We start from the raw sequence: 26,683 nt of genomic DNA, 5'->3' as shown, positions 1-26,683 counted from the left end.
TCAATCCTGCGCGACGTTGACGCGGGCATCGGTGATGGCACCGCTGCCCAGGCCGTACTTCTCGAGGGTCTTCGTGTACGCGTCGGTGGTGACGAGAGACGCGAGGGCGGCGCCGACGGCGGTCACCAGCTTCGGGTCCTTGGTCACTCCGGCGGAGACCGGGGTGACGTCGAACGTGTCGACCACCTCGATGCCCGGGTTCTGCTTGGCGGCATAGGCGACGATCGGGGAGTCGGCGAAGACCGCATCCACCCGTCCGCTGGTCAGTGCGGAGATGGCCTGGCGCGTGTCCTGGAACTCGTTGGTCTCGATCTTCTGCTTCCCAGCGGCGAGGCACGCCTTGTCGTAGTCCGGAATGTTGACCGAGAGCTGGTACGACCCGGTCAGCAGGCCCACCTTGTGGCCGCAGAGTGTCTTCTGCGAGAGCTTCAGCGCGTTGCCCTTCGGGGCGGCGATGGCGCTGCCGATCTGCATGTAGTCGACGAAGTCGAGGACCTTCATGCGCTCGGTCGTCGGCGTCATCGAGGAGACGGTCATGTCGTAACGGTTCGCGGCCATGCCCGGGATGATCGAGTCGAAGTTCGCGACGCTGATCTCGACCTTCAGACCGAGGGTGGCGCCGATGAGGCGAGCGATATCCGGATTGATGCCGGTCAGGTGCTGCGTTCCTGCCTGGTAGTACTGCGTCGGCGGCTCGTTGGTCGGGATGGCGACGCGGAGCACTCCGCTGGAGGCGACACTCGCGGGAAGGAGCTTGGCGGCGGCGGAATCGACGGGAACGGTCGGGACATCGGCGGTGGAGGTCGTGACCGGCGAGGCCGTCTGGGCCGAGCACCCGGTGGCGACCAGGAGGACGGCTGCGGCGGCTGCGACAACAGCGGGGGCGGCGCGCCGTTTGCGGGCCGGCCGTGCGATGCGGGTGGGAGCAATCATCGTTGAGGACTCTTCTCGTGGTGGGTGGACAGGTTCGTGCGATGGCGGAGAAGGGAGGGTCCCTCCGCGCGGAGCTGCTCGACGGACGAGACGCCGAGCAGCATCATGGTGCGGGTCATCTCCGCCTCGAACAGCGACAGGACGTGCCTCACGCCCGCCTGGCGTGCAGCGGCGAGTCCGTAGAGGTACGGGCGACCGATGGCGCAGGCGTCCGCGCCGAGCGCGAGCGCCTTGACCACATCCGATCCGCGCCGGATGCCGCCGTCGACGATGATCTGGATGCGGCCGGCGGCGGCAGCGACGATCTCCGGAAGGACATCCATCGGAGACGCCATGTGGTCGAGCTGGCGTCCGCCGTGGTTGCTGACCTGCACCGCGTCGATGCCGAGGTCGGCGGCCGTCACGACGTCGGCGGCGCTCACGCAGCCTTTGATGACGATGGGCCCGTGCCAGCGGGCGCGGAGGTCGGCGAGGTCGTCCCATCCCGTGGGCTCGTACGAGCCTTCGAGCAGAGTGCGCCACATGTCCGGCGAGCTGGCGAGCGGGCCGGTCGGCTCGATGGCGTCGAGATTGGGGAAGGCGATGGCCTCGTTCGCGAGGAAGCCGAGCGCCCAGCGCGGATGCAGGGCGCCCTCGACCACGGTGCGTGGCTTGATCGACGGCGGTGCGGTGAAGCCGTTGCGGTAGTCGCGTTCACGGTGACCGATGGCCCGCACGTCGACGTTGACCATGATGGCCTCGTAGCCGGCGCGCGAGACGCGATCGAGCACCGCCTGCAGCTCCCGCTTGTCGGCGATCGGCTCCAGGTTGAACCAGCGACGCAGTCCGGGAGTCGCGGCAGTCACCTTCTCCATCGTCGTCGTACTGAGGTGCGCGAGCCCGTACGGGACCCCGGCGTCGAGTGCGGCCCTCGCGGCGGCGATCTCGCCGTCCGGGTGGAACAGCCGGGTGCCGCCGGTGGGGGAGAGCGTCAGGGGCATCGACAGCGGTCCGCCCAGCAAGGTGGTTCTCAGGGAGAAGTTCTCGATCGGCCCCCAAGTCGGCACGAACGACCAGTCGTCGAACGACGCACGGTTGCGACGCAGCGAGGTCTCGTCTTCGCTGCCGCCCTCGATGTAATCGAAGATGCTGCGCGGAAGGCGTCGCCGTGCGCGAAGCCGCACGTCCTCGACGCTGTGCAGCGACCTGGCGAGACGTTCGCGCGCCGACCGTGCCGGTCGCGGAATCGTCGCCAGGGAGCGAATGTCTCGAAGCCTCATTGCTGTCCTCCATCGGAGTGGGTAGAGGCCATCTTCCCCAGACAGAAATCGCATCGATATGTGAAGGTTCACGAATCTGCAGGCGCTGGCTGGTGATAATGTCCAACCATGAACTCCGTCGAGGACGAGGGTGCCGAGGCCTACGACGGCGGGCCGACGCTCGCGCGCCTCTCCGACACCCTCCGTCTGGTGACCGAGCTGGTCCAGCTCAACCCGACGCGGGAGAACACCGCTCACCCGGTCACCGGCGCCACCCTTTACGACCGTCTCGACTCCTCCGACGGCTGGCACAATCAGATCGTGCTCGCCGTCGGCGTCTCGCCGAGCGGTCCGGAGCTCACGGCGCTCGCCAGGCGCGCTCAGGATGCGGGCGCTGCGGGCGTCGCCGTGAAGACGCGCGGAACGACCATCGCCGAGATCGCTGCGGCGGTCTCGGCGTTCCACATCGCCGTCCTCATCGTCCGGGACGACAGCGATTGGGGTCGCCTGGCGACCCTCGTGCGCTCATCCGCGCTGGGGACGAGCACCGACTCCGTCTCCGGCGTCCGCCTCGGCGACATCTACGCGCTCGCGAACGCGATCGCGTCGATCACCGGAGGGGCGACGAGCATCGTCGACCCTGTCGGACGCATCCTGGGCTATTCCACCCTGTCCGGCCAGCCGATCGACGACCTCCGTCGCGCGACCACGCTGGCTCTGCAGGAGCTCACGCCGCCCGCGTACGACCCCGATTTCGGCACCGTCTACGCCGCCCAGCGCGCCATCCGGGTGGCGGACACGGTCGGTGGAATGGGCCGGCTGGCGATCGCTGTCCGGGCGGGGGACGAGCTGCTGGCGACGATCTGGACCATCGACCCGGGCGGGGACCGGCATACCGACGTGCTTTCAGCCCTCGACCGGCTGGCGCCGCTCGCCGGACTGCACCTGCTCCACGCCCGTTCCGGCGCGGACTTCGGCGAAGGCAGGAACGGCGACCTGATGCGCACCGTCCTCGATGGCGGACCGCACGCGGCCTTCGCCGGGGCGCAGCTCGGCATCGACCCCGCCCCCGGACTCGCCGTCGTCGTGTTCGATCTGGTGCGACCCGACCGAGGCAGCCTGGATGCGGTCCGTGAGCTCCATCGCCTGCTCAACCTGGTCATCATCACGTGCAACCTGCACTTCGCGGTCGCCAACTGCGCCCTGGTCGACTCGCGCGTGTACGCCCTGTTCCCGGCGGCCGGGGCGGACCCGCGGAGCGCTCTCAGCCGTATCGCAGCAGACATCTGCGGGTCCGCGCGCGCGATCAGCGCCCATCCGGTGCTGTCCGCCGCCGGGCCCTCCGCGCGCACGGTCGGTGAACTGCCGTCGTCGAAGATCGCAGCCGTCAGAACGCTCACCCTCACGGCCGGCCTCTCCCCGGCCGAGCGCCCCGTGGTCGCGCTCTTCGAGGACTATCAGGCGCGCCTCGGCCTTCAAGCGGTCGGGGACTTCCTCGCCGACTCACCATCGCACGACGATAGCGATCTGAATCGTCTGCGCGAACACGATCGCACCACCGGGACCGAGTACGTCGGCACGCTGCTCGCGTACCTCCGCGCGAACGGCAACGTCGCGGCGAGCGCGGATGCGCTCCACATCCACAACAACACGGCGCGCTACCGGATCGGTCGCCTCAGCACCGAGTTCGGCCTGAGACTCGACGATCCGGATGAGCGGCTCTGGCTGTGGCTGCGCCTCGCGGCCGCCGGGTAGGGATTGAACGCGAAAGCCTTCACCGCGAGCTTCGCCGTCACGCCTTCAGAAAGTCCCCGAGCGAAGGGCATCCCAGCGACGATGCCGAGAGCCGCCAGGCTGACGGAGCATGATGGACCCATGCCCGCTTCCCACCGTCCCGGCCTTCGGGTCGACTCCGGACTCACGATCCCCGAGTCTGAGCTGTCCTGGCGGTTCTCGCGCTCATCCGGTCCAGGAGGACAGGGTGTGAACACGGCCGACTCTCGCGCGGAACTCGTGTGGGATGTGGCAGGGTCCGCCGTGCTCTCGCCCGAGCAGCGGGAGCGGCTTCTCGAACGTCTGAGCGGTCGTGTCGTCGACGGAAGACTGACAATCGTGGCATCCGAGCATCGCGCGCAACTGCGCAACAGGGAAGCTGCGCGCGCCAGGCTGGCCGACATCCTGGCCGACGCACTCCTGCCGCCGGCGGCCCCGCGAAGGCCGACCAGGCCCAGTCGCGGTGCCAAGCAACGACGCTTGGAAGCGAAGAAGCGGCGCACCGACGTCAAGCGCCTGCGACGACCTCCGCACGACTGACCAGCCGATCGCTATTCGTGAGGTCGATCTGGACTTGGACAGTCTGCTGGGAAGGTGCGCGCAGAGCGGACCAATTCTTGCGCTTCTGTCCCGCGTCGAAGTCGGTTGGCACGCAGATGCCGTTGGAACCGTGTCACGCTTGAGGTATGGATGCCGACATGCCGACCGAAGTACTGTTCATTGGTGGCAGATCCGGTGTCGGGAAGTCGACGGTGGCCGCAGAGGTATCCCATCTGCTTGCATCCTCTACGGTTCAGCATGCGCTGATCGAGGGCGACAACCTCGATCAGGCGTACCCGGAGCCGTGGCGCCACGGGGTGGATCTGGCCGAGCAGAACCTGGCAGCGATGTGGAGGAACTACCGCAACGCGGGATATCGGCGGCTTATCTACACGAACACGGTCAGCGTCCTTCACATGAGACCGCTGATCGCCGCAATCGGCGGCACGGTTCGCAGCGTGGGTGTCCTGCTGACGGCGAGCGACGAAACGGCGCGGTCCCACCTTGCACGGCGGGAAATCGGTTCGCTGCTGGAGGAACACCTGCGGCGCAGCTCCGCTGCTGCCCGGAAACTCGCGGCCGACGTCGGCCCCGCCGTTCATCGTGTGAACGTCGACGACAGGACGGTGCACGAGGTTGCCCGCGATCTCGTCTCACTCACTCGGTGGCTTGATACGCAAGGTCGCGCTGACTGAAGGCGAGTGCACGCGGGGGGGAACGGTCAGCGGGCGCCTCGCAGATGCAACGGAGCCAGGACCTTGGCGTCGCTATCGAGAATCTCCACGACCGCAACGGAGTTCGCAGTTTCGCGGTCCCCCTCCGTCGCAGTTGCCGATGGGCCCAGGGTCACGTGCGGCCGGTACCCCTCGCGCCAGTACGCCGGTTCTTCCGCGGCGAAACCGAGGAGGGATCGAAGCTGATCAGCGAGGCGTATGTGCACGCTGGCCGCCTGTTCCGAATGCACGAGCCGGACTCGCACATCGTGGTTCGGTCCGAACAGCGCCTGTTCACCGATGCGAACTTTCAGCGGTTCAGCCGGGACTGATTCTGTGACGAGCTCGACGAGCCGATCGGGGGCCGCGGCAGTGGTGAAGTTTGAGGCGAGGGTGACGTGTGCCGGCCATTCGCGGCGGCTGATGGTGGTGCCGATTTTGAGCGGATCGAACAATGCGACAACGGCATAGCTCCCCATGAGCTGACCCTATGGCACGGGACGCGTCTCGAATGCAGACCCATCACCGAACAGCGCGCGACGGCTGAATCCGATCGATCGGAGGTAGCTCAGTTGGAGGCTGTTCGGAGAGCTAGTAGTACTCGAGATCTGAGAGCCGGCCGCCTGCGACACACAGCATCATTCCTCCGACGATGCTGCCGCCACCGTCGACCACGTCGACGCCGCTGCGCTGCTCTGGGTCGAGGCCGTCTGACACGTGCAGGGCAGGCGAGTCCGATGGGATATCGAGTTCAAGCGTCGTGATCGGCCCGCCGAACGCGCGAAGATCCTTGATCTGCGACTGCTCCACCTCAGTGAGAGTGCCGCGCTCGATCGCGAGAACCCGTGCGATCGTCTCCTGTACATTGCTCAGGCTCGGCGCTTCCATCTGCAGATCATCGCATGCGAGTGGCGGCTCGTATGCAGTTCCCTGACCGTCCATTGATGAAACGAGTTCGACGTTGAACCGTTCGCCATTCTCTACGAACGCTGCGTCGTGCCCGGCCCCGCCTGCCCATGTGTGTCGATCCGAGCACAGCTGCATCCACCCGTGGTGAGTCGCTCAGCCCAGAGACGGTCGGCGGCCTCTACTGATCCAGCGTGGAAGGAGCCCGGCACCGCTTCGATTCGTGGTGGATGGGCAGCGACCCCTGTGTGATGACGACGTAGGTCGCCCCATGAATCCAGCTTGGTCCGCCGTCCCAGTGCTGCTAAGTCGCGTATCCCAGCGCCGGAAGTAACCGCCCGAAGTTGCCGATCGCGTGTTGCAGATCCAATACCTGAAGTTCAACGTAGTGCAGCGAGCCCGGTTCATTCGTCATCCCACTAGCATCACGAAAGGACCACAGCGTCACTCGCTGAGCCGCGCATTAGTCGATCATCCGGCGGGCAATTCAGGTATTCCGTTGGTGGAGAAGTCCTGCCGGGTCAGTGGTGCCCGCTAGTCTCGGACCATGAAGGGGATCGTCCGCCACAAGGTTCAAAACCTCAGCACGATGGACGCCGTTGACGGCATCATCGCCGCATCGAAGAGTTGGGCGGACGGTGACACTGTCATTCTCGACTATCAGGCTCTATGGACGACCTGGCCAGATACGACAGTGAGCTTTGCTGCCGTACTTGACTACTTGCAACGCGTTCGGCGCCTAAGGTTTCACGCCGAGCACCTGCACGCCAATCAGGCGAAGACATGGCTCCAGTCGCCCCGATCAATTACCGACCTGTCGAAGGATGAGTATCCAACCAACGTCGTCTGGAGGTACGACAGTGAAAACGATGCTCAACTACTTGCTGACGCCTTTATGGCGAGCCTGACGGACCTGGTTGTGTGCGAATCGGGAGTCATCGACACTCTAAATTGGTGCATCTACGAGGTACTCGACAACGTCTTTCAACACTCACACGCGGAACGCGGATTTGTCATGATGCAGGTGCACACGGGAAACCGAACCTGCGTGCTCGGTGTAACCGATGCTGGACGCGGCATCCACAGAGCAATGGTCGACGCGGCTCAAGGTAGCTCAGTGGATCCTGCGCGAGTGCGAACCGCGGACAGCGCAATTAGCCACGCTCTCGAACAAGGCGTGACCAGTAAGGGTAAGAACAATCAAGGTAATGGCCTGCACGGGCTTCGGCGGGCAGTCGAAATTAATGGTGGCCAATTGACGGTTCGATCTGGTCGAGGATCATGGGAGTACCGCGAGGGCAACGTGATTTCAAGCTTGGATAAGAACCGTCCTCTTCTTGATGCAGATACCTCACATTCGACCACCGTCGATTGGCGCCTAAATTGCGCCCGATCGGTGAGCATCAACGAGGCCCTCGGCCGACCGGAGCAAGAGAGCTCCGTTCTCAACACCATTGCTACCGAAGACGGCTACTACCGCTTGGATGCTTCCGAACTCGAGTCCATGGTGGGATCTCGTCACCATGGCACTGAAGTGCGGACGCGTATTCGGAACTACGTGAGTGCTGGAGCGAGCCAGGTCGTCTTGGATCTTCGCGGGATACCTCTTGTATCGTCCAGCTTTGCAGATGAGGTACTTGGCAAGTTAGCACTTGAGATGGGAGAATTGGAGTTTCGACGGACGGTATTCGTCGACGGCGCATCGCCCGTTAATCGAGGCCTGATCGAGCGCGCGATTGAACTCCGTCTGAAGTCCGGAGAATGATCGGCGCGTGCCTTCCGACTGCCCGTAAGCCGGTCGCTCAGCGAAACACCAGCGCCGCGAAGCAAGGGCGACGATGTCAGCGGATTGACTACACCGGAGCCATATCCGTGAACCGCGAGAAGTGGCCCTGGAACGCGACCGTCACGGTGCGCGTCGGGCCGTTGCGGTGCTTGGCCACGATCAGGTCGGCCTCGCCGGCGCGGGGGTTGTCCTTCTCGTAGGCGGATTCGCGGTGGAGGAGGATGACCATGTCGGCGTCCTGCTCGATCGAGCCGGACTCGCGGAGGTCGCTCAGGGCTGGGAGCTTGTCGGCGCGCTGCTCTGGGCCACGGTTGAGCTGGGAGAGGGCGATCACGGGGACCTGGAGCTCCTTCGCGAGGAGCTTGAGGGCTCGCGAGAACTCGCTGACCTCCTGCTGGCGGCTCTCGACGCGCTTGCCGCTCGTCATGAGCTGCAGGTAGTCGATGATGACCATTTTGAGGCCGACACGCTGCTTGAGGCGGCGGCACTTGGCGCGGATCTCGACGAGGGTCATGTTGGGGCTGTCGTCGATGTACAGCGGAGCGTCGTTGATGCGGCCGCGAGTGGATGCGATGGTCGTCCAGTCGCGGTTGTCCACCGTTCCCTTACGCATACTCTGCAGGGGAACGGAGGCCTCGGCGGAGAGGAGGCGCATCGCGATCTCGCTTCGACCCATCTCGAGGGAGAAGAAGATCGTGGCCATGTCGTGCTTGATGGCGGCCGCGCGGGCGAAGTCGAGCGCGAGGGTCGACTTTCCGAGGGCGGGTCGCGCCGCGACGATGATCATCTGGCCGGGGTGGAGACCATTGGTGAGCTCGTCCAACTCGGCGAAGCCGGTGGGGACACCCGTCATCGAGCCGTCCTTGTGCTTCGCCGCCTCGATCTCGTCGATGGCGACGGTGACCGCGTCGGTGAGGGGGACGTAGTCCTCTGTCTCCTGCGAGCCGGTGACGGAGTAGATCTCGGCCTGGGCGTTGTTGACGAGGTCGAGCACCTCGCCCTCCGCCTTGTAGCCCATCTGCGTGATGCGGGTGCCCGCCTCGACCAGACGGCGCAGCAGTGCCTTCTCGGCGACGATGTTGGCGTAGTAACCGGCGTTCGCTGCGGTCGGAACCAGGCTGGTGAGCGTGTGCAGGTATTCCGCGCCGCCTGCACGCGACAGTTCGCCGACCTTGGTGAGCTCGTCGGTGACGGTGATGACGTCGGTGGGCTCTCCGTGCGAGTAGAGGGAGAGGATCGCGTCGTAGATGATCTCGTGCTTGGGGATGTAGAAGTCGGGGCCGCGGACGACCTCGACCACGTCGGCGACCGCATCCTTGCTGAGGAGCATTCCGCCGAGTGCGCTCTGCTCCGCCAGGAGGTCGTGCGGAGGCGTTCGTTCCGACGTGCGTGCTTCGCCCGGTTCGCGTTGGTCAGCGAGACCCAGATGGGCGATCGACACGATTTCTCCTCTTCTTGTTTCCTCGCGGTGCCCGGAGGACACGGGGCGCACGGCCCCGCGCATCCCGAGCGGCCCGATTCCAGTGAACCTCGCTCACGCCACACTGCGTGGCACGGCTCGCTGCTATCAGGATCTTGGGGGTGACCACCGACATCGCCGGGTTCCCCACGGCCGGCTTCCGCCGACCTCGCTCCACCCTAAGGAGCGCGAACTCAGGCCACAACTCCGCCTGTGGATAACGTTGGGGAGAATCTGCGCGAAACGCCGCGCTGCTTGTGCACAACCTGTGCGGAAAGGTGTGGACTAAAAATCAATCTTCGCGACTATATGCCGCTTGACCGGGTCTTTTTCTCTCCACACCCTGTGTGTAGAAAACAGTTCCATTTGTGTGGGAAAACGGGTTTCCCGGGCGTTTCGCCCTGTGTACAAAGCTGCGGAAATTGCCCGTTAACAGGCGTAGCGGCGGGCATCCGCCCGCCGCTACACTTTCTGCTTATCGTGCCTACTTGGCAGCGACCACCTGGAGGGTGATCACGGCGGACAGGTCGTCGTGAAGACGAACCGTGGCCTCGTGGTCACCGACGACCTTGATGGGCGACGTGATCTCGATCTTGCGCTTGTCCAGCTCGCCGATCCCGGCTGCCTTGACGGCCTCCGCGATGTCGGACGTCTTGACGGAACCGAAGAGGCGACCTTCGCGGCCGGCCTTCACGGTCAGCTTGACCTTGGTGGCCTGGAGCTTCGCCTTGAGGTCCTGCGCCTGCTCGACGGTGTGGAGTTCACGAGCGACGCGAGCCGCCTTGATCTGCTCCACCTGCTTCTCACCACCGCGGGTCCACGCGATAGCGAAGCCCTGCGGGATGAGGTAGTTGCGTGCATAGCCGTTCTTGACGTCGACGACGTCTCCGGCCGAGCCGAGGCCGGTGACCTCGTGCGTCAGAATGAGTTTCGACATATCCGTATCTCCTAACGGCCCGAGCCGGCGTAGGGGAGGAGTGCCATCTCGCGTGCGTTCTTGACGGCACGGGCGATGAGGCGCTGCTCCTGGACGGAGACACCGGTGATGCGGCGGGCGCGGATCTTTCCACGCTCCGAGATGAACTTCCGCAGGGTCGCGACGTCTTTGTAGTCAATGACGCCGACGCGAATCGACTTCGCGGGAGCGGCGTTCTTGCCGTCCTTGCCCTTGCGGATCGGCTTGCGGCGGTCGCCGCTCGACTTTCCAGCCATGATTTCCTTTGCTTTCCGCTCTCATCGAGGCCCGATGGAGCTGGTGAATGTTGGTGACCCTTAGAAGGGAGTCTCGTCGCTGTAGCTGCCCGGCGTGTTCCAGACGTCTGCTCCTGAGGAGGAGGCGTCTGCAGGCGCCGATGCCGCCCACGGCTCTTCGACGGCGCCGCCACCGGAGGAGAAACCTCCGGGGCCACGGCCAGACGACTGCGCGCGCGTGATCGAAGCGGTGGCGTAGCGCAGCGACGGGCCGATCTCATCGATCTCGAGCTCGATCGAGGTGCGCTTCTCACCTTCCTTCGTCTCGTAGGAACGCTGCTTCAGACGGCCCTGCGCGATGACGCGCGAGCCCTTCGTCAGCGATCCGGCGACGTGCTCGGCGAATTCACGCCAGACGCTCGCGCGCAGGAAGAGAGCCTCACCGTCCTTCCACTCGTTCGCCTGACGGTCGAACGTGCGGGGTGTGGATGCGATGGTGAAGTTGGCAACCGCGAGCCCGTTCTGCGTGTAGCGCAGCTCCGGGTCGCTGGTGAGGTTGCCCACCACGGTGATGACGGTCTCGCCAGCCATGGGACTAGGCGCCAGCCTTGTCGGCGGCGGCAGCCTTGGCGGGAGCGGCAGCCTTGCGGGCGGCCTTCTCGTCGGCGAGCTTCGCAGCGGCGGCGACCTGAGCGATCGCCTCTTCTGCACGGAGGACCTTGGTGCGCATGACGGCCTCGCTCAGCTTGAGCTGGCGGTCGAGCTCCTTGGTGGTCTCACCGTTCGAGGTCAGCTGAACGACGGCGTAGATGCCCTCGGTCTTCTTGTTGATCTCGTAGGCGAGACGGCGGCGGCCCCAGATGTCGACGTTGTCGACGGATCCACCCGCGTCGCGAACGACGTTGAGGAACTTGTCAAGGCTGGGAGCAACGGTGCGCTCGTCGATCTCTGGATCGAGGATGACCATCAACTCGTACTGATGCATGACTAACCCACCTCCTTTGGACTTGGCGGCTACAGACGGTCTGTAGCAGGAGGGTTCTACATCTGTCGTGCGGGCATACGTCTGCCCAGACAACCTGTCCAGCGTAGCGGACGCGGGCGTGTCGCGCCAGTCGGCGGCGGCGGACACGGTAGTGGACACAGGGATGGGCGGGGCGATGGGCGGGGCTTCGACGAGAGCGTTGGTCATGCATCCACCCTCGCGGGGGATGGCGCATCCAGACACGGTCGGTCAGGGATCGGTGGATAACCAGACCGCTGAGCCGCCCTGTGGAGAACCGAGCGTCAGTGTTGCTCGTCCCACCACGCCAGCAGCCGCCTGGTCGCCTCCTCCTCGCCGAGCGGGCCGTCGTCGAGCCGCAACTCCAGCAGGAATTTCATCGCCTGACCCACCTCCCTGCTCGGCGTGAGGCCCAGGATGCGCATGACCTGCTCGCCGTCGAGGTCGGGACGCACCGCATCCAGCTCCTCTTTCTCCTTCAGCTCGCTGATGCGCGCCTCGAGGTCGTCGTACGCGAACCCGAGCCTGTCGGCCTTGCGCCGGTTGCGGGTGGTGACGTCGGCGCGCGTGAGCATGTGCAGCCGCTCGAGCTCCGGCCCCGCATCCCGGATGTAGCGGCGCACGGCAGAGTCGGTCCAGTGGGCGTCCGCGTAGCCGAAGAACCGCAGGTGCAGTTCGATCAGCCTGGACACCGAGTCGATGGTCGCCTTGTCGAACCGCAGTGCCGTCAGTCGCTTCTTCGCGAGCTTCGCGCCGACCACGTCGTGATGGTAGAAACTGACCACGCCGCCCGGCTCCAGTTTGCGCGTGGCCGGCTTGCCGATGTCGTGCAGGATCGCGGCGAGCCGCAGCACCAGGTCGGGCGCCTCCCCCGGGTGCCGCTCCTTCTCGTAGCCGATCGCCTGATCGAGCACCGTGAGGCTGTGCTGGTACACGTCTTTGTGGTGGTGGTGCTCGTCGATCTCCAGCCGCAGCGCGGGGATCTCGGGGATGACCAGCGCGGCGAGCCCCGTGGAGACCAGCAGTTCGATGCCCGGCCGCGGGTCGTCGGTGCACAGCAGTTTGCTGAGCTCGTCGCGCACGCGCTCAGCGCTGACGATCTCGATGCGGTCGGCCAGCTCGGCCATCGCATCCCTGGTCTCCTCGTCGACGGTGAAGCCGAGCTGCGAGGTGAATCGCGCCGCCCGCATCATCCGCAGCGGGTCGTCGCCGAACGAAATGGCCGGCGTGCTCGGCGTGGTGAGCGTGCGGCTCAGCAGATGCTCCACCCCGCCGGACGGGTCGACCAGCTTCACCTCGGGGATGCGCAGGGCCAGGGCGTTCACGGTGAAGTCGCGGCGCAGGAGGTCGCCTTCGAGCGTGTCGCCGAACTCGACGTCCGGCTTCCTCGTCGTGCCGTCGTAGCTGTCGGTGCGGTAGGTCGTGATCTCGACCGTGTCCTCGCCGAACCGGGCGCCGATCGTGCCGAACTGCCGTCCGATGTCCCACACCGCATCCGCCAGAGGGGCGACGACGCGGAGGATGTCGTCCGGCCGAGCATCGGTCGTGAAGTCGAGATCGTGCACCGGCCGATCGAGCAGCGCATCCCGCACGGGGCCGCCGACCAGGGCGAGCTCGTACCCCGCTCCGGCGAACGCGGAGGCCAGCGTCGAGACAGTCGCCGAACGGGCGAGGTCGCCGAGGCGAGCGAGGGAATCGGCGACGCTGTGCATGGTGCACCAGTTTAATAGGGGTGCCCCCCTGGCGCGCTCGTCGGGGTCTCACAGCGGGCGGCCTCTAGAATCGTCGACATGGAGGCCGAGTCGGGATCGTGCATCGTCGCATGAGCGCACCCCGATTCACCCGACTGCATGGGGTGAGAGGCCTCGCCGCGCTCGTCTGCGCGGCTGTGGCCGTCGCGCTTGTACCGGCCGGTGCATCCAGCGCCGCCGTGCGGGATGCGAGAGCGGGCAGCAGCGCCACCGCGAGCAGCAGCGCCATCACTGGCGTCGCATCCACTGTCGCCGCCGCGACGACCGACGACATCTCCGCTTCCCTCGCCGCCGACAACGGCGGAGTGCTCTCCCCGACGCAAGACCTCGTCGTCTCCGTCACCGTCACCAACCCCACCGACAGCTCGTATCCCGCGGGCTCCGTCACCCTCTGGCTCGACCCCGCCGCTCAGAAGTCGCGCGCCTCCCTCGACTCCTGGCTCACCTCCACCACGGCCGTGTCCAGCACGACGACGCTCGGCGAGGCGCCCCTCACGGTCCTCGAGCCCGGCACCAGCACCGTCGTCCGGGTCACCGTTCCCGCCGCGACCGTCCCGTTCGGCACCAACCCGGCCTCCGCCGTCTACGGCATCGGCGCCACGGTCTCCGCCGGCGGCAAGACAGTGGATGCGCGGGGCAGCGTCACCTGGAACCCCGGCGTCGCAGGCACCCGCTCCGAGCTCAGCGTCGTGATGCCGATCGTCAGCCCTTCCACGTCCGATGGGCTCATCTCGGCCGCCGACCTCACCACGTACACTGCCCCGAACGGCGTCCTGACCCGCGACCTGGACGGCCTGATCGGCCACAGCACGGTCACGGTCGGCATCGACCCGATGATCGTCGCGTCCATCCGAGCGCTCGGCAACGCGGCGCCGCCGAGCGCGAGCGACTGGCTGAACCGCCTCGCCGGCCTCCCCAACGACACCTTCTCCCTCGGCTTCGGCGACGCCGATGTCACCGGCCAGCTCCAGGCGGGCATCCCCGCCCCGCTCGCGCCGACCTCGCTCTCCTACGCGCTCGACCCGAAGAACTTCACCCCGTCGCCCACTCCGGTCGGCGAGCCGTCCACCGCGACGCCGACCCCTCCGGCCGAGACGCCGACGCCCACTCCCACCTCCGGCACCGATGTCACCCTGCCGACGCTGGACGAGTTGGTGGCCTGGAAGTACTCGCTCACCGGCATCGGCTGGCCGGGCGACAACACGGTGCGCGCGGCGGATCTCGCCCCGCTCGCCGCCGCCGGCCTGCGCAGCGTGATCGTCTCCGGCTCGAACACCAACCAGAAGACCCTGGAGAGCACCCCCAACGCGCCGCTGTCGTTCGACGGCGGCAAGATGCTGGTCTCCGACGAGGCCCTGTCGACCGCCATCCGTCAGGCCGAGTCCGCGCCGAGCGACGTCGCCTGGAACACGGCGATGTCGAAGGTCAACGCCCAGCTCGAACTGATCAGCGCGGAGGGCTCGCAGTCCAAGCAGCTCCTCATCTCGTTCGACCGTTCCTGGCCGTCGAGCGGCACCCAGTTGCGCCGCACCCTGGAGTCGTTGTTCGCGTCGCCGTGGTCGACCCCATCCACGTTGCCGTCCACCTCGGCTGCGCCCTCTTCTTCCGGGCTGGCGCTGGCGGACGCACCCGAACCGCAGACCCGCACCGACAACATCAAGGCTCTGGTGCAAGACGAGCAGTCGCTCAACGCCTTCGCCACGGTCCTCGACAAGCCGGAGACGATGACCGGACGCACCCGCGCCCAGTTGCTCACCCTGCTCGCCGTGTCCTGGCAGAATCCGCGCACCGACTGGACGGCCGCGGTGGCGGCCTCACGGAAGTCGACGGTCGACACCCTGCACTCGATCAAGATCCTGCCCACCGAGAACGTCAACCTCGTGAGCGCGCAGGGCTCCATCCCGTTCACGGTCAGCAACGAGCTGAAGGACGAGGCGGCGAACCTGGTGCTCACCGCGTCGCCCTCCAACAGCAGGCTGGAGATCGACCAGAACGCGACCAAGCGCATCCCGCAGGACTCCCGCGCGACCATGCTGGTGCCGGTCAAGGCCAAGCTCGGCAACGGCCAGGTGGTGCTGTCCCTGCGCCTCTACAGCCCCACCGGCGTTCCGATCGGCGACCCGAGCGCTGTGACCGTGGATGTGCACGCCGACTGGGAGGGCATCGGGGCGCTGATCTTCGGCATCCTCCTCGTGCTGCTGTTCGGGTTCGGCATCGTGCGCAACATCCTGCGCCGCCGCGACCAGCGCCGCAAGGAGCAGGCAGGGGATGCGGCCGCGGGCGAGGACGCGGAGGACACGGAGGAGGCTGCCGCGGAGGACGCCGTCGCCGAGGACGCAGAGGACGCAGCCGCCGATGACGCAGAGGACGCCGCCGCCGAGCCACCCGCCGACCCCACGACCCCGCCGGACGGAGGCGCCCGTGGCTAGCATCGGCCGCGCCAGCGCCGTGCTCGCCTCTGGGACGCTCGTCTCGCGCATCCTGGGCTTCGCGAAGGCGTGGCTGCTGCTGCAGGCGATCGGGGCCGTGGCGTTCGCTTCCAACGCGTACGCCACCGCGACCATCGTCCCGAACAGCATCTACGCGATCATCGCTCAGGGCATCCTGAACGCGATCCTCGTGCCGCAGATCGTGCGCGCATCGGTCAACGCGGACGGCGGCAAGGCCTACATCAACAAGCTGGTCACGCTGGGCATCGTCGTCTTCGCCGTCGTCGCGCTCGTCGCGACCCTGCTGTCGCCCGTGCTGATCGCGCTGTTCGGTCTGCGTGGCGCGAAAGCCGACCTGGCGACCGCGTTCGCGTACTGGTCGCTCCCGCAGATCTTCTTCCTCGGGCTGTACACGCTGCTCGGCGAAGTGCTCAACGCCCGCAAGTCGTTCGGTCCGTTCACCTGGGCGCCCGTCGTCAACAACATCATCGCGATCGGGATGCTCATCGTCTTCATCGTGACGTTCGGCGCGGACCCTGGGGGCACCAGAAGCCACGACTGGACCGCGGGGATGATCGCGCTCCTCGCCGGTGGCGCGACGCTCGGCGTGGCCGTGCAAGCCCTCATCCTGTTCTTCTTCTGGCGGCGCATCGGCCTGCGTTTCCGCTTCGACTTCGGCTGGCGCGGTGTGAACCTCGGCCACGCAGGCAAGGCGGCCGGCTGGACGTTCGCGATGCTGATCGCCACGCAGGTGGCCGGTCTGGTGGAGACCAACGTCGCCAACTCGGCCGGCACGGGAAACGCCGGACCGTTCGTGATGAACAACGCGTGGCTCATCTTCATGCTCCCGCACGGCATCATCGCCGTCTCGATCGTGACCAGTTTCTACACCAGGATGGCCGAGCACGCTCATCTGAGGGACGTCGCGTCCTTCCGCAGCGACTTCTCCTCCGCCACCCGCTCGATCATGCTGCTGATCACGTTCTCCGCCGCCGCGCTGATCGTGGTCGCCTTCCCCGTGGCGCGGGTGTTCACGGTCGACTACCAGGCGTTCGGGTGGGTGCTGATCGCCTACCTGGTCGGCCTGGTGCCGTTCTCGCTCGTGTTCATGGCCCAGCGTGCCTTCTATTCGCTCGGCAACACGCGCACACCGTTCTTCTTCACGCTGGCGCAGGTGATCGTGATCGTGATCGGCGTCCTCGTGTGCCTCTCCGTGCCCGCCGAGGTGCGCGCCGCATCCGTCGCGCTGGTGGTGTCACTGGCGAGCGTGGCGCAGGCCGTCCTGGCGTTCGCCCTGCTGCGCCGCCGCACAGGGGGAGTGGATGGCCGGCGCATCCTGAGCGGGCTGTGGCGCTTCCTGGTGGCCGCTCTGGCCGCGATGGTCGCAGGCGGAGGCTTCCTCGTGATCATGGGCGGGGTGGATGCGGGCGCCTTCCCCGTGAGCGGGATCGTCGGCGCCGTCGTGTCCTCCGCGGTCGTCGGAGTGGTGATGCTCGTGGTGTACATCGGCATCCTGACCCTGCTGCGTTCGCGCGACCTGCAGGCCGGTCTTGCGCCGGTTCTGAACCGTTTGGGTGTCCGCTCCGAACTCACACGTGAAACGGAATAGCATCCGCCTAGGATGTGTTCTACACCTCAGCGGCCCGGTTCTGGACCGTCACAGATAGTGCAAGGAGCTCCCGCCGTGCGGCAGATCATCATCATCGGTTCCGGCCCAGCCGGTTACACCGCGGCCATCTACGCCGCACGTGCCAACCTCCGGCCGCTGCTGATCGCTTCCTCCGTCGAAGCCGGCGGCGAACTCATGAACACCACCGAGGTCGAGAACTTCCCTGGTTTCCCCGAGGGCATCATGGGCCCCGACCTCATGTTCAAGATGCAGGCGCAGGCCGAGCGTTTCGGCACGGAGGTCGTCCTCGACGACGTCGTGTCCGTCGACCTCACCGGCGACGTGAAGAGCGTCACCCTGGGTTCCGGTGTCAAGCACGAGGCCCTCTCGGTGATCTTCGCCACGGGTTCCGCGTACCGCAAGCTCGGTCTTCACGACGAGGAGCGCCTGTCCGGACACGGTGTGTCCTGGTGCGCCACCTGCGACGGCTTCTTCTTCCGGGAGCGCACGATCGCGGTCGTCGGCGGCGGTGACTCTGCGATGGAGGAGGCCAACTTCCTCACCCGTTTCGCCGACAAGGTCTACGTGATCCACCGCAAGGGCGAGCTGCGTGCATCCAAGATCATGCAGGACCGCGCTTTCGCGAACGAGAAGATCGAGTTCGTGTGGAACTCCGAGGTCGTCGCCATCAACGGCGAGGAGACTGTGCAGAGCGTCACACTTCGCGATGTGCAGTCCGGCGAGGAGAGCACGCTTGAGCTTCAGGGCCTGTTCATCGCGATCGGAAACGACCCGCGCGTCCACCTGGTTCACGGTCAGCTCGACCTGACGCCGGAGGGGACCATCGCTGTCGCCGGCCGCTCGTCGAAGACCAAGGTGGCCGGTGTGTTCGCCGCCGGTGACGTGATCGACCCGCACTACCGTCAGGCCGTGACGGCAGCCGCATCCGGAACTGTCGCCGCTCTCGACGCCGAGCAGTACCTCGCAACCCTCCCCAAAGACCTGCTGGACCAGACCGCTGAGGTCGAATCCGGCGACCTCGAACTCACCACCACCGCATAAAGGAGAACCAAGAAATGTCTGCAGCACGTTCGGTCACGGACGCCTCTTTCGAGAGCGACGTCCTCAACAGCGAGAAGACGATCCTCGTCGACTTCTGGGCAGAGTGGTGCGGCCCGTGTCGCGCCGTGGGCCCGATCCTCGACCAGATCGCCGCCGAGCACTCCGACAAGATCGAGATCGTGAAGCTCAACGTCGACGAGAACCCGCAGACCGCGGCGAAGTACCAGATCACCTCCATCCCCGCGATGAAGGTGTACCAGGGCGGAGAGGTCGTCAAGACCGTCATCGGCGCCAAGCCGAAGCCTGCCCTCGAAGCCGACCTGGCCGCCTACCTCGCGTAGCCGACCAGCTCTTCACAGACCCGTCCGGCACACACGCCGGGCGGGTCTTTTTTTGTACTCGGTCGTGCCCCATCGCGCATCCCCCGATTTCGGGCTCGGCGCACCACCCAAATAGCATTGGCAAACGGCGTAAGAAACGGAAGACAAGTGACTGAACAGGGCAGCCCGCTTTCACGCGGCAACAATCTGGACCCGTGGTACAACCACTACGCGCAGCGCACCAGCGGCCTGGCCGCCAGTGAGGTCCGAGCCCTGTTCGCCGTCGCCAGCAGGCCAGAGGTGGTCTCCCTGGCCGGCGGTATGCCCTATGTCGCGGCGCTCCCCGAGGATCTGGTCGTCGGAGCGATGGACCGGGTGATGCGAGAGCAGGGGCCCGTGGCGCTGCAGTACGGCTCCGGCCAGGGCGTTCCCGCGCTGCGCGAGCAGATTCTGGATGTGATGGCGCTCGAGGGCATCAAGGCGAGCGCTGACGACGTGGTGGTCACCACAGGGTCGCAGCACGCGCTGGAGCTGTTCAGCAAGCTCTTCATCGATCCGGGGGATGTGGTGCTCGCCGAGGGCCCGAGCTACGTCACCGCGATGGTGATCTTCCGCTCGTATCAGGCCGAGGTCGACCACGTGCCGATGGACGAGCACGGCCTCATCCCCGAGGCGCTGCGCGAGCACATCGCGCGCTTGAAGACCGCTGGCCGCAAGGTGAAGTTCTTGTATACGGTGCCGACGTTCCACAATCCGGCCGGTGTGACGCTGAGCTGGGAGCGCCGCCTGGAGATCCTGGAGATCGCGAAGGCCAACGACATCCTCGTGCTTGAGGACAATCCGTACGGCCTGCTCTACTTCGGTTCGCGTCCGCCGGAGGCGATGCGCTCCGTCGAGCAGGACGGCGTCGTGTATCTGGGCACGTTTTCGAAGACGCTCGCTCCCGGTTTCCGGGTCGGGTGGGCGCTGGCGCCGCACGCGATCCGCGAGAAGCTGATCCTGGCGAACGAGGCGGCCGTGCTGAGCCCGAGCTCGTTCAGTCAGCTCGTGATCTCGGAGTATCTGCGCGACGCCGACTGGAAGGGGCAGATCGACACCTTCCGCGGCGTCTACCGGGAGCGCAAGGAGACGATGATCTCCGCGCTGGAGGAGTACCTGCCCGAGCTGACCTGGACGAACCCGAACGGCGGCTTCTACGTGTGGCTGACCCTCCCGTCGCACTTGAACTCGAAGGCGATGCTGCCCCGCGCTGTGACAGAGCTGGTCGCATACACACCCGGTACGGCGTTCTTCGCGGACGGCTCCGGCGCCCAGAACATCCGTTTGTCGTTCTGCTATCCGACGCCGGAGAGCATCCGGGTCGGGGTGCGCAGGCTGGCGAACGTGATCAACGGCGAGCAGGACCTGCTGGACACCTTCGCAGGAACCGGCCCGCTGTTCTCCTCCCGTCGTGAGACGAACAGCCCGAACCCGCCCACCGACCTGCGCTGATCGCCGCCCGCGCGCACCCGCCCGCTGACGTCGTACCCGCTTTGTTCTCAAGAAAAGAGCTGATCATGGCAGAAAAAGCCGCTCTCGACATCGTTGTGCTGGCCGGTGGGATCTCGCACGAACGCGACATCTCGCTGCGCAGCGGCCGCCGCGTCGCCGACGCGCTCAACTCGCTGGGGCATCACGTGACCTTCCGCGACCCTGATGCGTCACTGCTGGGCTTCCTCAGCGAGAACCGACCGGATGTGGTGTGGCCCGCTCTGCACGGTGCCAGCGGTGAGGATGGCGCGCTGCGTGCCCTGCTGGAACTGACGGGCATCCCGTTCGTCGGCTCCCGCACGGATGCTTCGCGTCTCGCCTGGTCGAAGCCCGCCGCCAAGACGGTCGTGGCTCGAGCGGGGGTGGCGACACCGGCATCCGTCGTACTGCCGAAGGAGACGTTCCGGGAGCTTGGCGCGAACAGTGTGCTGGCGACGGTGCTCGACGGCCTCGGCGTCCCACTGGTGGTGAAGCCCGCCCAGGGCGGTTCTGCCCAGGGCGTGACGATCGTCGAGCGGGCGGACGAGCTGCCGCGCGCGATGGTGGATGCGTACACGTACGCCGACGTCGCCCTCATCGAGCGCAAGGTCTCGGGCACCGAAGTCTCGGTGGCGGTCGTGGACGCGGGGGAGGGCCCTGAGGCGCTTCCCGCGGTCGAGATCGAGCCTGTGGCGGGCGCGTACACGTTCGATGCCCGCTACAACGCCGGCGAGACGCGGTTCTACACGCCCGCACGCCTGGACGAGGCCGCCGCCGCGGCGGTCGCCGCCGCTGCGACCACGGCACACGTCGCACTCGGTCTGCGCCACCTGTCGCGCATCGACCTGATCGTGGATGCGGACGGAGTGCCGTGGTTCCTGGAGGCCAACGTGCTCCCCGGGCTGACCGAGACGTCGATCATGCCGCAGGCGATCGCTGCATCGGGCCGCGATCTCGGGGATGTGTACGCGGCGTTGGCGCTGGCGGCAATCGCGGGCGCGTAGGGCGCGCAGGGCGCGCAGGGCGCGTAGGGGACGCGCACGGGACCAGGGGCGGGTCGGCTACAGCGGGGGCGGCTAGCTGACGCTGGCGCGCGGCGTTGATGCGCGCCGCTTTCGCTAGCGGAAGGTCGGCCGGCTGAAGCTTTCCTGGCCGATTTCGTCCAGGATGCGGTTGAGATCCTGGATTGTCGCAAAATCGACCACGATCTGGCCTTTTCTTGCCCCGAGCGAGATCTTCACCCGCGTATTCAGGCGGTCGCCGAGCTTTTCGGCGATCTCGTCCAGGTGTCCCCGGTGCTTACCTGCAGTGGCTTTCGTGCGCACCGGCTTCGGGCTCTTGCTCGCCGCGGCCTCTGCTGCGCGCACTGACAGGTCTTCGTTGACGATCTTGTCCGCGAGCCGCGCCATCGCCTCCTCATCGCCGACCGACAGGATCGCTCGCGCGTGTCCAGCGCTCAGAACGCCCGCCGCAACCCTGCTCTGAACGGCCGATGGCAGTTTCAGGAGACGCAGCGTGTTGGTGATCTGGGGACGCGACCGCCCGATGCGGAACGCGAGCTCTTCCTGCGTGATGCCGAAGTCCGCGAGCAACTGCTGGTACGCGGATGCTTCTTCGAGAGGATTGAGCTGAGACCGGTGCAGGTTCTCGAGAAGCGCATCCCGGAGCATGTCCTCATCGGCAGTGTCCTTGACGACGGCCGGAATGGTGTCGAGCCCGATTTCTTTGGTGGCGCGCAGTCGGCGCTCACCCATGATCAGCTCGTACTTGTCCGGCTGGCCCGGTATGGGCCGCACCACTACCGGCTGCAGGACACCGACCTCGCGGATGCTCGCCACCAGCTCATCGAGCGCCTCGCGGTCGAATTCGGTGCGCGGCTGCACGGCGTTGGGCACGATGTCCGCGGGGGAGAGGTTTGCGAGACGCGCTCCCGGCACCGCGACGAGGTCTTCCTTCACCGCCGTGCCGGAGGATTCGGGGAAGAACACGTCGACCGGGCGCGCCGACTGGTCGGTGGTGGGGATGAGCGCGCCGATTCCTCGGCCCAATCCTGTGCGCTTCGCTGCCATTAGCGGGGTGCTCCTCTGCGTGCAATCTCGGCGGCCGCCTCCAGGTAGGAGAGCGAGCCCGATGAGTTCGTGTCGTAACTGATAACGCTCTGCCCGTAGCTGGGGGCCTCCGAAATACGGACGGAGCGCGGAATGATCGTCTTGAGAACTTCCTTGGGGAAGTGATCCCGCACATCCTCGGCTACCTGGTGGGCCAGGTTGGTGCGCGAGTCGTACATCGTGAGCAGAATCGTCGAAACCTGCAGCTTCGGATTGAGGTGTCGCTCGATGAGCTGAATGTTCTTGAGTAGCTGACTCAGTCCCTCAAGTGCGTAGTACTCGCACTGAATGGGAATCAAAACCTCGGTGGCAGCAACGAAGGCATTGATCGTCAGCAGCCCAAGGGAAGGGGGGCAGTCGATCAGGACATAGTCGAAGTCGTACTCATCCAGGAACCGGGTCAGCGCCCGACCGAGCCGCTGCTCGCGCGCCACCATCGAGACGAGCTCGATTTCAGCCCCCGCGAGGTCGATCGTGGCGGGCACCACGAAGAGACCATCGAACTCGGGGCACTTCTGGATGACCTCATCCAGCTCTTTGTCGTTCACGATCACGTCGTACACGCTCGGCGTGCCCTCGCGGTGCTCCACGCTGAGGGCAGTGGATGCGTTCCCCTGCGGATCAAGGTCGATCACCAGGACGCGCGCCCCCGACTTTGCGAGCGCGGCCGACAGATTCACGACGGTCGTCGTCTTTCCGACGCCGCCCTTCTGGTTCGAGATCGTGAAGATGCGCGTCCGCGACGGAAGGGGGAGTGTCTCGGAAGCAATAGCCTCACGACGCCTCGTCAGTTCATGAATCTCCTGCGCCAACGGCGTGGATGCGTCGAAGCTCGCAGGACTCGTTCCGACCTGGGCATCCTGGTCCGGTTGTTTCACGTGAAACCTTGTCGCTCGATCATGGTGCACGGCACCGGGTGTCTGGAGTAAGTGCGGGGGAGACCGCGCGCTCCGCGGCCGTCATTCAACTCTATCTCGGATGCGTCGCGCTTCGGTCCGCTTCGTGGCGCGCTGTGGATATCTCCGTCCGCCGACGCACTGTGGAGTTTCCGGCGCCAGGCGAGTCGGGATCAGCGATCGGGCTGGCGTCTGTTCCAGCGCCATCTTGCAGGGAAGTTCATCCATCGTTCGCGGATCGCCAGCGACGTTTCACGTGAAACGAGGCGGGGGCCCTCCCACGCTCGGCTAGCCGATGACCCAGCCCCCTCATCCGCCAATTCGCCGACTTGTGCTCTACCCAGTGAATATCGGTCGACTGTGCCGATGCGGATACCAACCTACGTGTATATCGGCTCCCATTCAGCAACTCGATTGCAGCTCGGAGTAGATGCGTGCATCCAACCCGCGAGGCTCCGAAACAGGTGATCACAGCATCCCTAGGCCGAGCAGCGAATGGTCGCGCGCATGTCGGGCGGGGCCCGCATCCACCTCCGCAGACCCGCAGCGGTCGGCGGTGACGTCAGCTCACCGTTTCAAGCCGGGGGCTAGTTGGATGCGGCCCGGTGGGCGGGACCCTGCGCGTGTAAACCACGCATCCAATGATCGTTTCACGTGAAACCAGCGCGAACGCACACGATGCGCTGTGTCCTGATTGCCCGCCCACTGCTACCACACGAATGATCCGCGGCACTGTCGCGCACACCACAACCGTCAGGAAACCAGCCCCGCGCAAGCCCTCCATCGAATTGTCTTCGAAGCGGCAGCTGGCTGGCCCAATTGGGGGAGCCCCGTTGCGCCGTTGATACCCAAACAACCAGCAAGCACGCGCGGAGACTCGCGCCAACTTACCCCGCAGTGGCCGACCCTAGCCGCGATCGGCGTCCAAGTGCGACGACTACGCACCGGATACGGTCGCGCCTACCGAGGTATACATGACCGGGGGATGTGCGGAGTAGACCGCCTGGCATCGAGGAGTACTCAAGGTGCGAGGGCCGTCGGGGAAGCTCGAACTACTCCACCTAACCCGTTTCACGTGAAACACACCAACGCCCGGCCTGCATCGATCATCGGCCTTCGCCCCCACAGAAGCAACACATACTCAGGGCATATACGCCCGAAATGCACCTGCTTCAACGCCACAGGAACGATCCTAAGCCCGCCCCGTTACCGCACGGTCGCGCGAATCACCCTTGTAACCTCGTCCAGGACGTCCTGACCAAGGGTCAAAACCTCGATTTCATGGACTTTGTACTTGCGAATCTCTTTCGTAGCCGCATCCACTTCGGCCTGCGCGGCGGCGCCCTTCATCAGAACGAGTTCACCGCCGTCACGAAGCAGGGGAGCGGTGAGGGGGAGAAGCTTTCGGAAGGCACTCACTGCGCGAGCGGTCACCTGGTCGAGTGGGACATCCAAGTGGACGTCCTCTGCTCGCGCTCTGACTACTTCGACATTCGACAACCCCAGCTCGGCGACCTGTTCGTTGAGCCAGGCGACCCGTCGCTCCATGGGCTCGATCAGCACGAATGAGACGTCCGGGCGGGCAATCGCCAGGACAAGGCCAGGAAGGCCGGCACCACTCCCGATATCGCCGACACGTCCCGGGCGCAGTAGGGGCGCGACGATCGCACTGTTCAGGATGTGGCGGGACCACAAGCGGGGGAGTTCGAGCGGCCCGATGAGGCCACGCTCTTCACCCTGGGAGGCAAGGTTCGCCGTGAACCGACGAGCCACCTCAATCTGCTCAGTGAAAAGAGCGGCAGCAGCACCCGGCTCGGCCTCGAGGTCGTCAGTCACCGAAAACCCCACCGTTCCACGTGAAACCTAAGCCTTGGTGATGACCGTGTGGCGGTCGCGACCCTCGCCCTGCGAGTTCGAGACAAAGCCGCGCTCCGACACGATGTCGTGGACCAGCTTGCGCTCGTACGAAGACATCGCCGGGAGGGCGGCCTGAGCGGCGCCCTCTTCGATGCGCGAAATAGCGTGGTCGACAAGTGTTGCCAGCTCTGCTTGGCGAGCGTCACGCGAGCCGGCGATGTCCAGGATCAGGCGCGAGAACGAGCCCGTCTTGTTCTGCACAGCGAGGCGCGTGAGCTCCTGCAGGGCGGTCACCGTGTCCGGCTTCGAGAGGAGGCGGAGGTTGGCGTTCTCGTCAGCGTTCACCGAGATGTACGAGCGGCCGTTCCGGGCGTCAATGTCGATGTCGCCGTCGATGTCGGCGATGTCGAGCAGTTCCTCGATGTAGTCGGCGGCGATGTCGCCTTCCTGGTCGAGTTGCGCGGCCGTCGGCTCAGCGTACTCGCCCCGGCCCTCGGATGCGCCGCCTTCGAGCGCCTGAGCTTCTGACGAATCTTCGGTCGCGTCGGTGAACGAAGCCTCCGGAGCCGAATCCTCGATCACCACCGGCTCGACGACGGACTCGGTCTGCTGCACATCGGTCATTCTGGGATCCCTACTAGTTTCCGGCCTGCTTCTTAGCGCGGTTCTTGCCCACTGGCTGAACTCGCTGCGTGGTCTTTTTGGGGGCCTCTTCAACGGTCAGGACGACGGCACCGTCCTCCTGCACGAGCTTGCCCTTTCGGGCGAGGCGCGCCTCGCGAGCCTTAGCCGCGTCGGAACCGGGCGTCGGCATGTTGCGGATGACGAGGAACTGCTGGCCCATGGTCCACAGGTTCGAGGTCAGCCAGTAGAACATCACGCCGAGCGGGAAGGCGAAGCCGGAGAAGAGGAACACGAAGGGGAGCAAGTACAGCAGGATGCGCTGCTGCTTGAACTGGGGGCTCGCCTTAGTCTCCGGCGACATGTTCTTGGAGACGATCTGCAACTGCGTGAGGAACTGCGAACCGGTCATCAGGACGACCATCACCGCGGCGATGATCATGACCGCCACCTGCTGCGGGTGCGCGTTCATCGCGCCCTGGAAGCTCTGGTGCAGGGGAGCGACACCGAACAGCGTCGCACCACCGAACTGCTTGGCGAGCACCGCGTTCAGCGGGCCGACACCCGCGTGGCCGCCCTGCGCCCCGTTCAGCACCTGGAAGAGGCTGAAGAACACGGGCATCTGGAGAAGGAGAGGAAGGCAGGAGCTCAGCGGGTTGGTGCCGGTCTTCTTGTAGAGGTCCATGGTCTCGCGGGACATGGCCTCACGCGAGAACTGGTCCTTCTTGCCCTTGTACTTCTCCTGGATCTTCTTCAACTGCGGCGCGATCTCGAGCATCCGCCGCTGGTTCTTGATCTGGCGGACGAAGATCGGGATGAGCGCGGCGCGAACGACGACCGTCAGTCCGACGATCGAGAGGACCCAGGTGATACCCGCAGCGGGGTCGAGGCCGATCTGCGTGAAAAGCCAGTGGAAGGCAACGAGGATGAGCTCCACGACCCACTTGATGGGCCACAGAATCGTGCCGATGATGTCCAT

The 26,683-nt window shown here is 65.8% G+C and carries 25 protein-coding genes; 10 read left to right on the top strand and 15 right to left on the bottom strand.

The window, feature by feature from the left end; genetic code table 11:
• Entirely contained in the window at positions 1-933 is a 933-nt protein-coding gene (locus ACYVGI_RS14035; protein WP_460633220.1) for an ABC transporter substrate-binding protein, read from the bottom strand.
• A complete protein-coding gene (locus ACYVGI_RS14030) occupies positions 930-2,192 on the bottom strand; it encodes an alpha-hydroxy acid oxidase (RefSeq protein WP_460633219.1) in 1,263 nt (420 codons plus the stop codon). Before ACYVGI_RS14030 ends, ACYVGI_RS14035 begins: the two co-directional genes overlap by 4 nt.
• 108 nt (positions 2,193-2,300) lie before the next feature.
• Here ACYVGI_RS14030 and ACYVGI_RS14025 point away from each other — a divergent pair, with 108 nt between their 5' ends.
• The 3 genes from ACYVGI_RS14025 to ACYVGI_RS14015 all read left to right on the top strand — a co-directional run bounded on the left by ACYVGI_RS14025 (position 2,301) and on the right by ACYVGI_RS14015 (position 5,179).
• A complete protein-coding gene (locus tag ACYVGI_RS14025; RefSeq protein ID WP_460633218.1) occupies positions 2,301-3,926 on the top strand; it encodes a PucR family transcriptional regulator in 1,626 nt (541 codons plus the stop codon).
• A 120-nt stretch (positions 3,927-4,046) separates the two neighbouring features.
• On the top strand, positions 4,047-4,484 hold the full coding sequence (gene arfB, locus ACYVGI_RS14020; protein WP_460633217.1) for an alternative ribosome rescue aminoacyl-tRNA hydrolase ArfB: 438 nt from the start codon (positions 4,047-4,049) through the stop codon (positions 4,482-4,484).
• A 146-nt stretch (positions 4,485-4,630) separates the two neighbouring features.
• The gene (locus ACYVGI_RS14015) at positions 4,631-5,179 is read left to right on the top strand and encodes an adenylyl-sulfate kinase (RefSeq protein ID WP_460633216.1); all 549 of its coding nucleotides are present in this window, start codon (positions 4,631-4,633) and stop codon (positions 5,177-5,179) included.
• Between the two features lie 26 nt (positions 5,180-5,205).
• Here the strand turns inward: ACYVGI_RS14015 and ACYVGI_RS14010 are convergent, their stop codons facing one another.
• Together ACYVGI_RS14010 and ACYVGI_RS14005 are read right to left on the bottom strand one after the other, a co-directional pair.
• A complete protein-coding gene (locus tag ACYVGI_RS14010; RefSeq protein ID WP_460633215.1) occupies positions 5,206-5,676 on the bottom strand; it encodes a 2'-5' RNA ligase family protein in 471 nt (156 codons plus the stop codon).
• Positions 5,677-5,788: 112 nt separating this feature from the next.
• A complete protein-coding gene (locus ACYVGI_RS14005) occupies positions 5,789-6,085 on the bottom strand; it encodes a hypothetical protein (RefSeq protein WP_460633214.1) in 297 nt (98 codons plus the stop codon).
• A gap of 565 nt (positions 6,086-6,650) precedes the next feature.
• Between ACYVGI_RS14005 and ACYVGI_RS14000 the strand changes: the two genes are divergently transcribed.
• A complete protein-coding gene (locus ACYVGI_RS14000) occupies positions 6,651-7,868 on the top strand; it encodes an STAS-like domain-containing protein (protein WP_460633213.1) in 1,218 nt (405 codons plus the stop codon).
• An 88-nt stretch (positions 7,869-7,956) separates the two neighbouring features.
• Here the strand turns inward: ACYVGI_RS14000 and dnaB are convergent, their stop codons facing one another.
• The 6 genes from dnaB to ACYVGI_RS13970 all read right to left on the bottom strand — a co-directional run bounded on the left by dnaB (position 7,957) and on the right by ACYVGI_RS13970 (position 13,254).
• A complete protein-coding gene (gene dnaB, locus ACYVGI_RS13995; RefSeq protein WP_460633212.1) occupies positions 7,957-9,330 on the bottom strand; it encodes a replicative DNA helicase in 1,374 nt (457 codons plus the stop codon).
• Positions 9,331-9,832: 502 nt separating this feature from the next.
• On the bottom strand, positions 9,833-10,285 hold the full coding sequence (gene rplI / locus ACYVGI_RS13990) for a 50S ribosomal protein L9 (RefSeq protein WP_055897235.1): 453 nt from the start codon (positions 10,283-10,285) through the stop codon (positions 9,833-9,835).
• Positions 10,286-10,296: 11 nt separating this feature from the next.
• Positions 10,297-10,560 carry a 30S ribosomal protein S18 gene (rpsR, locus tag ACYVGI_RS13985; RefSeq protein WP_055897232.1) on the bottom strand — a complete coding sequence of 88 codons (264 nt, stop codon included), beginning with the start codon at positions 10,558-10,560 and terminating at the stop codon, positions 10,297-10,299.
• 60 nt (positions 10,561-10,620) lie between these two features.
• Positions 10,621-11,130: a single-stranded DNA-binding protein gene (locus tag ACYVGI_RS13980; protein ID WP_055897229.1), complete on the bottom strand. Its 510-nt coding sequence runs from the start codon at positions 11,128-11,130 to the stop codon at positions 10,621-10,623.
• A 4-nt stretch (positions 11,131-11,134) separates the two neighbouring features.
• A complete protein-coding gene (rpsF, locus tag ACYVGI_RS13975; protein ID WP_055897225.1) occupies positions 11,135-11,524 on the bottom strand; it encodes a 30S ribosomal protein S6 in 390 nt (129 codons plus the stop codon).
• Positions 11,525-11,826: 302 nt separating this feature from the next.
• Entirely contained in the window at positions 11,827-13,254 is a 1,428-nt protein-coding gene (locus ACYVGI_RS13970; protein WP_460633211.1) for a CCA tRNA nucleotidyltransferase, read from the bottom strand.
• A gap of 143 nt (positions 13,255-13,397) precedes the next feature.
• Between ACYVGI_RS13970 and ACYVGI_RS13965 the strand changes: the two genes are divergently transcribed.
• The 6 genes from ACYVGI_RS13965 to ACYVGI_RS13940 all read left to right on the top strand — a co-directional run bounded on the left by ACYVGI_RS13965 (position 13,398) and on the right by ACYVGI_RS13940 (position 21,226).
• Entirely contained in the window at positions 13,398-15,722 is a 2,325-nt protein-coding gene (locus tag ACYVGI_RS13965) for a DUF6049 family protein (protein ID WP_460633210.1), read from the top strand.
• Positions 15,715-17,331: a murein biosynthesis integral membrane protein MurJ gene (murJ, locus tag ACYVGI_RS13960; RefSeq protein WP_460633209.1), complete on the top strand. Its 1,617-nt coding sequence runs from the start codon at positions 15,715-15,717 to the stop codon at positions 17,329-17,331. The genes ACYVGI_RS13965 and murJ overlap by 8 nt, the downstream gene beginning before the upstream one ends.
• A 75-nt stretch (positions 17,332-17,406) precedes the next feature.
• Complete coding sequence (gene trxB / locus ACYVGI_RS13955; RefSeq protein ID WP_460633208.1) at positions 17,407-18,393, top strand: thioredoxin-disulfide reductase; 987 nt, start codon at positions 17,407-17,409, stop codon at positions 18,391-18,393.
• A 14-nt stretch (positions 18,394-18,407) separates the two neighbouring features.
• A complete protein-coding gene (trxA, locus tag ACYVGI_RS13950) occupies positions 18,408-18,734 on the top strand; it encodes a thioredoxin (RefSeq protein WP_055897216.1) in 327 nt (108 codons plus the stop codon).
• A 147-nt stretch (positions 18,735-18,881) separates the two neighbouring features.
• Complete coding sequence (locus ACYVGI_RS13945; protein ID WP_460633207.1) at positions 18,882-20,204, top strand: aminotransferase-like domain-containing protein; 1,323 nt, start codon at positions 18,882-18,884, stop codon at positions 20,202-20,204.
• A gap of 65 nt (positions 20,205-20,269) precedes the next feature.
• Positions 20,270-21,226 carry a D-alanine--D-alanine ligase family protein gene (locus ACYVGI_RS13940; RefSeq protein WP_460633206.1) on the top strand — a complete coding sequence of 319 codons (957 nt, stop codon included), beginning with the start codon at positions 20,270-20,272 and terminating at the stop codon, positions 21,224-21,226.
• Positions 21,227-21,340: 114 nt separating this feature from the next.
• Here the strand turns inward: ACYVGI_RS13940 and ACYVGI_RS13935 are convergent, their stop codons facing one another.
• From ACYVGI_RS13935 to yidC, 5 genes are all read right to left on the bottom strand, one after another.
• Positions 21,341-22,291: a ParB/RepB/Spo0J family partition protein gene (locus tag ACYVGI_RS13935; protein WP_460633205.1), complete on the bottom strand. Its 951-nt coding sequence runs from the start codon at positions 22,289-22,291 to the stop codon at positions 21,341-21,343.
• Entirely contained in the window at positions 22,291-23,208 is a 918-nt protein-coding gene (locus tag ACYVGI_RS13930; protein ID WP_460633204.1) for a ParA family protein, read from the bottom strand. The genes ACYVGI_RS13935 and ACYVGI_RS13930 overlap by 1 nt, the downstream gene beginning before the upstream one ends.
• 1,224 nt (positions 23,209-24,432) lie before the next feature.
• Positions 24,433-25,062 (bottom strand): 16S rRNA (guanine(527)-N(7))-methyltransferase RsmG, encoded by a 630-nt coding sequence (gene rsmG, locus ACYVGI_RS13925; RefSeq protein WP_460633203.1) that lies wholly within the window; start codon positions 25,060-25,062, stop codon positions 24,433-24,435.
• A gap of 27 nt (positions 25,063-25,089) precedes the next feature.
• Complete coding sequence (locus tag ACYVGI_RS13920; RefSeq protein ID WP_460633202.1) at positions 25,090-25,707, bottom strand: Jag family protein; 618 nt, start codon at positions 25,705-25,707, stop codon at positions 25,090-25,092.
• A gap of 13 nt (positions 25,708-25,720) precedes the next feature.
• The gene (yidC, locus tag ACYVGI_RS13915; protein WP_460633201.1) at positions 25,721-26,683 is read right to left on the bottom strand and encodes a membrane protein insertase YidC; all 963 of its coding nucleotides are present in this window, start codon (positions 26,681-26,683) and stop codon (positions 25,721-25,723) included.

This window comes from Leifsonia lichenia (assembly GCF_054780215.1).
This window is presented reverse-complemented; position numbering and strand designations above follow the sequence as displayed.

Bases quoted from the DNA above. Each gene is read 5' to 3' on its own strand.
- trxA (WP_055897216.1), top strand. From the start codon at position 18,408: ATGTCTGCAGCACGTTCGGTCACGGACGCCTCTTTCGAGAGCGACGTC.
- rplI (WP_055897235.1), bottom strand. From the start codon at position 10,285: ATGTCGAAACTCATTCTGACGCACGAGGTCACCGGCCTCGGCTCGGCC.
- ACYVGI_RS14010 (WP_460633215.1), bottom strand. From the start codon at position 5,676: ATGGGGAGCTATGCCGTTGTCGCATTGTTCGATCCGCTCAAAATCGGC.
- yidC (WP_460633201.1), bottom strand. From the start codon at position 26,683: ATGGACATCATCGGCACGATTCTGTGGCCCATCAAGTGGGTCGTGGAG.
- arfB (WP_460633217.1), top strand. From the start codon at position 4,047: ATGCCCGCTTCCCACCGTCCCGGCCTTCGGGTCGACTCCGGACTCACG.
- ACYVGI_RS13935 (WP_460633205.1), bottom strand. From the start codon at position 22,291: ATGGCAGCGAAGCGCACAGGATTGGGCCGAGGAATCGGCGCGCTCATC.
- ACYVGI_RS13980 (WP_055897229.1), bottom strand. From the start codon at position 11,130: ATGGCTGGCGAGACCGTCATCACCGTGGTGGGCAACCTCACCAGCGAC.
- ACYVGI_RS13920 (WP_460633202.1), bottom strand. From the start codon at position 25,707: ATGACCGATGTGCAGCAGACCGAGTCCGTCGTCGAGCCGGTGGTGATC.
- ACYVGI_RS14000 (WP_460633213.1), top strand. From the start codon at position 6,651: ATGAAGGGGATCGTCCGCCACAAGGTTCAAAACCTCAGCACGATGGAC.
- ACYVGI_RS14015 (WP_460633216.1), top strand. From the start codon at position 4,631: ATGGATGCCGACATGCCGACCGAAGTACTGTTCATTGGTGGCAGATCC.
- ACYVGI_RS13940 (WP_460633206.1), top strand. From the start codon at position 20,270: ATGGCAGAAAAAGCCGCTCTCGACATCGTTGTGCTGGCCGGTGGGATC.
- rpsF (WP_055897225.1), bottom strand. From the start codon at position 11,524: ATGCATCAGTACGAGTTGATGGTCATCCTCGATCCAGAGATCGACGAG.
- rpsR (WP_055897232.1), bottom strand. From the start codon at position 10,560: ATGGCTGGAAAGTCGAGCGGCGACCGCCGCAAGCCGATCCGCAAGGGC.
- ACYVGI_RS14005 (WP_460633214.1), bottom strand. From the start codon at position 6,085: ATGGAAGCGCCGAGCCTGAGCAATGTACAGGAGACGATCGCACGGGTT.
- ACYVGI_RS13970 (WP_460633211.1), bottom strand. From the start codon at position 13,254: ATGCACAGCGTCGCCGATTCCCTCGCTCGCCTCGGCGACCTCGCCCGT.
- ACYVGI_RS14030 (WP_460633219.1), bottom strand. From the start codon at position 2,192: ATGAGGCTTCGAGACATTCGCTCCCTGGCGACGATTCCGCGACCGGCA.
- ACYVGI_RS14025 (WP_460633218.1), top strand. From the start codon at position 2,301: ATGAACTCCGTCGAGGACGAGGGTGCCGAGGCCTACGACGGCGGGCCG.
- ACYVGI_RS14035 (WP_460633220.1), bottom strand. From the start codon at position 933: ATGATTGCTCCCACCCGCATCGCACGGCCGGCCCGCAAACGGCGCGCC.